This is a genomic window from Burkholderia sp. AU30280 (assembly GCF_020420125.1).
Lineage (GTDB): Bacteria > Pseudomonadota > Gammaproteobacteria > Burkholderiales > Burkholderiaceae > Burkholderia.
The window spans coordinates 1-4,495 of sequence record NZ_JAIZRY010000036.1 but is presented as its reverse complement, the minus strand read 5'-3'; the positions used below and the strand labels follow the sequence as shown (position 1 = coordinate 4,495).

The following is a 4,495-nucleotide window of genomic DNA, read 5'->3' as shown; positions in this document are numbered from 1 at the left end:
TCATGCCAAGGTTGCCACCGACCGACAAATTGCCCGCGTTCTGCTGGAAGTTGCCGCCCGTCGTAATCGACGCGTCACCTGCGACGTCGAGTTTCGCCATCGGCCCGAGCGTCGTCACCACGCTCGTCGCGCCGTCGCGGCTCACCCGGGTATTCGTCTTCGTCGCCGTATCGAGAATCAGGTCCTTCCCGGCATCGAGCTGCAGACTGCCGGCCTTCACATTCGCAGATGTCAGGTCGATGTTGTTCTCGGTCTTCAACGACATCAGTCCGCCGCTTTGCAGCGCGCCGAACGCGTTGTCGATCTGCTTGCCCTGGATCGCCAGCGTGTTGTCCGCCTTGATCGTGCCGCTGTTCGTGAACGACTGCGCGTTCTGGAAGTCGATGTTCGTCGCACTGATCAACGGCCCGTCGATGTTCTGCTGACTGGCCTTGGCGAGATACACGACCGGCACCAGCACCGACTGGCCGTCGACCACCCGCGTTTCCATCATGATCACGTTGCTGGTCAGCTTCGACACCTGATCGGCCGACAGGCTGGCTCCGATCGGCAGATCGAGCGACTTCGACAGATCCGCGCCGGCCGCCATCAACGACTGGTACATCGTCTGCAGGTCCGTGTACGGTCCCAGCACTGCCTTGCCGGTCAGCGAAGTGATCTCGTTGCGCACGAGCTGTTGCTCATAAAAGCCGTCGCCGAGCCGCTTCGGGATATGAGTCAGGTCGACGCCAAGCTGACTGAAGAAGTAGTCGCTCGAAATGAAATTCTTCTGGTTCGTGAACGCCGGATTCGTTTCGATCACGTAGCCCGCATTCGGCGCAGTCGTCGGCTTGAACAAGCCGCCTTGCGGAATGGTGAGGTTGTTCAGCACGTTCAGCGCCGTTGCACTGGCGATGATCGGATCGACCGGCGCCGACGGGCCACCGTGCACGGCCGACGCACCCGATTTCGCGCCGCTCGCGTTACCGCTCAGGTTGGTGGGGGTGAGACCCGGCACCGACTGCCCCGGCAGCAAGCCGAGCGACGGAATCGAGGCGTTGCCAGCCGAGTTGTTGACGCTGACACCCGTGCCCGAAATCGTGCCGTTCGAACTCAACGTCGAGTCGTATTTCGGTAGCTTGTAATCCTTGATCGAGGCCGGCGCCGCCTGCGTGTAACCGCCCGGGCGACCGGTCACGAACGGCGCGTTGCCGAACGGCAATTGCCAGTCGTGTTCCGTGTTGTCGTAGTTGTTGTAGTGATATTGGCCCGAGTAGGAAACCGACACGCCCGGCAGCTTCTGGCCGGACGCCGCCCAGCCGTCGGCGTCGTAGTAGGCCGGCATCTTGATGTCACCGACCGCCGCGAGGTTGCTCCAGTAGTTTTGCAGCGTGCCGACCGACGACGCATCGATCTTGCCGCCCGACACGATCTGCGCGGCCGGGCTGATGTCCGTCACGGTCGTCGCCGTTGCGCTGTCCGCATAGTAGGTCGTGAACTGATACGTGCTGTTCCACTGTCCGCCATGAGGCGGCTCGGTATAGACGCCGCCGATGCTGTCCGGATCCTTCACGCCGACCTGGCCCGTGCGGCCGCTGATCGGAATGCCGAACTGCGCGAGCAATGCCGGATCGATCTGGCTGGTGGACGTCTTCATCGCGCGGCGGGTGCTCGTCACCTTGTCCGCGTGCAGTTCCATGTCGCCGCCCGACTGGATCAGGGCCGACACGTTGTTGACGAGCGCCGCGTTCGTGTAGTTGCCGCTTGCGTCCTTCCCGCCAGCCAGCACGACCTTGCCCATCCCGAAGATGGCCGTCGTAGCCATCGAATCGGTCGCGGTCGTGTCGTCGCGGTTTTCGATGTCGTGCGCGAGGATTTCGAGCGTGCCGTTGCTGTCTGAACCGCCAATCAGCGCGGTCGGGCCGAGGTTCGAGATCGTATTCGTCGCGTTAAGCGACACGCTCGCGCCCACGAGCGCGCCGGTATTGGTCAGGTTGGTCGACTGCGTGTGCAGCAGACCGCCGGCAGTCAGGGCGCCCACGTTGACGATGTTGCCCGCGTTGACGCTCAGGTTGTTGACCGACTGCAGATTCGCGTTGTTCGTGAAGGTGCCGGGTAACGTGAAGGCAAGATCGTGACCGACGTTGAACTGCGTGTCGGCCGCCGCCGTATAGTCGCCCTGGAGCTTCACGTTGGCATCATGCGTCGCGCTGTACGTGCCGCCGCCCTGCAGCGTGGCCGCCGCGACCGACAGGTCGTGTGTCGAGCTGATCTGGCCGTTCGTGTTCGTGATCGCGCCGGTCGTCGTGACGTTCACGTTACCGTTCGAATTCGTGACGTTGCCGATAGTGCCGCCACTGTTGTCCAAGGTGTTGGCCTGGACACGAAGCGATGCGCCGCTGAGCTGGCCGCCTTGCGTGTTGCTGATCGACGCCGCGCCGATCGTCACGTCGCCGTTGCCGGTAATCGCCCCCATGCCCGATACGCCGCCGGCGTGGCTGTTGGCAATTTGGCTGCCGCCTTGCACCGTCATCTTGCCCGCGCCGAGGTCGACAATGGCGCCGTCCGCGTTGTCGATCGAGGCCGATTGAATGGCGAGCGTGCTGGTGTCGCCCGCAATCGATTGCCCGGCCTGGACATGCCCGCCGCGGTTCGACAGCGCACCGCCGTTCTTCAACGATAGCGACGCGTCGGATCGCAGCAGACCCTGTGCGTTGTTCACGTCACCGGCAATGGTCGCGTTGATGCCGCGCTGCGCCGCGAGAATACCGCCGGCGTTGTTCCAGGTAGCCGCGTTGACGATGGCTTGTCCCTTCGTCACGATGGTGCCCGACGCATTGTTCAAAGCGCTGGCTCCGTTGCCCGGTGCGACCGTCAACGTGCCCGTACCAGCGTGTGTAATGGTGCCGCCCGCGTTGTTCAGCTCGGCCGGCATGAGCGTCAGGTCCGTGCTGTTGGTCTGGATAACGCCGGCGGCCGAGTTGTCGAGCGTACCGCTGACGTTCATGCCCATTGCCGACGATCCATACTGCGTGATCGTGCCGCCGTGGTTCACGAGGTTGGCGGCCGTCAGCGCAAGCCGATTGGCCTCGAGCTTGCCGCCGCTGTTGTCCAGCGTCGAATCGGCGGTGACCGACAGGTTCGGCCCGACGATCGAACCGCCCTGATTCGTCATCGAGCCGGTGTGGATCGTTGCGTTCGCGCCCGCACCGATCTGGCCGCCGTCGTTCGCCAGCATATCGCTGGTGATGCCAAGATCCGTATTCGACAACAGCTTGCCGCTCGCGTTGTTCAGCGTACCGCGGACGGTTGCCGTCAGTCCGTTCTGCGCGTTGATCGAGCCCGACGCGTTGTTCAGCGTGCCGGTTTGCGCGGTCACGCGCCCGTTGCTGGCAATCGCGCCACCGACGTTCGACACCGAACCCGTACCACCGCCCAGCGTCAGCGTGCCGTTGCCGGCATGGGTAATCGTGCCGCCGTCGTTGACGATTGCCGTTGGCGCGAGCGTCAGGTCGGTACTGTTGGTTTGCAGCGTGCCACCGGTGGAATTGTCGAGCGTGCCCGACACGTTCACGTTCATCGCCCCGGCGCCGGTCTGCGTAATCGTGCCGCCGTGATTCACGAGGTCGGTCGCCATCAATGACACCTGGCTCGCCTGCACGGTACCGGCGCTGTTGTCGAGGGTCGTGCCGGTCAGCGTGGCCGTCTGACCGGCGATCGAGCCGCCGTTGTTGATCAGGCGTGCGCCCGCATCGACAGCAACCTTTTGCGCAGCCTGCAGCGTACCGCTGCCGTTGTCGACCGACTGGCCCGATACCCGAAGATTCGTATTGGAAGTGATCGCACCGCGATTGACAACGTTTGCGCCTTGGACCGACACATCGCCGTTGCCGCCAATGACACCGCCTTGCGCACCGCTCGCGGTGGCCCCCGCCGCATTGGTCAATTGGCCGCTCGTCGTCACCGACAAACCGTCGCCATTGAGCGACGTGATCCGCCCAGCCGTGTTGTCCAGCGACGTGCCGGCCACCGTCATGCCGGCCGCGCTTTGGAGAGTGCCTTGATTGTTCGCGATGGAGCCGCCACGCACGTCCGCCGTGCTCTCGGATACCAGTTCGCCGGACTGGTTGGCGATCTGGCCGGCCACGTTGACCGACAGCGGCCCCTGCGATGAAACCTTGCCACTCTGGTTCGACAGATTGCCACCGGTCAGCGTCGTGCCGCCGCCGCTCGACAGGCTGCCGTGATCGTTGATCACGGTGCCCGATGCGTTCGCCTGAATGGCGCCTTGCCCGCTCGTCGTCGCGTTCGACAGGTTCACGTCGCCGGCCGTCGCGTTCAGCGACAGATTGCCGTTCGCTGCCGTCTGGCTGCCGGCGAGATTCACGCTGCCGCCCGTCAGCGATGCATTGCCGCCCGCGACATTCTGGCCGGTCGCGGTCAGTTGGCCGGACGCCGTCAGGTTCAGGTCGCCACTGTGTGCGACGGAGCCGTCATTGTTCACGCCCGCGCCGAG

1 pseudogene is annotated in these 4,495 nt (G+C 64.2%); it reads right to left on the bottom strand.

What is annotated here, in order from left to right:
* A pseudogene (gene bcpA, locus LGN17_RS36360) lies at positions 1-4,495 on the bottom strand (contact-dependent inhibition toxin BcpA); the annotation flags it as partial.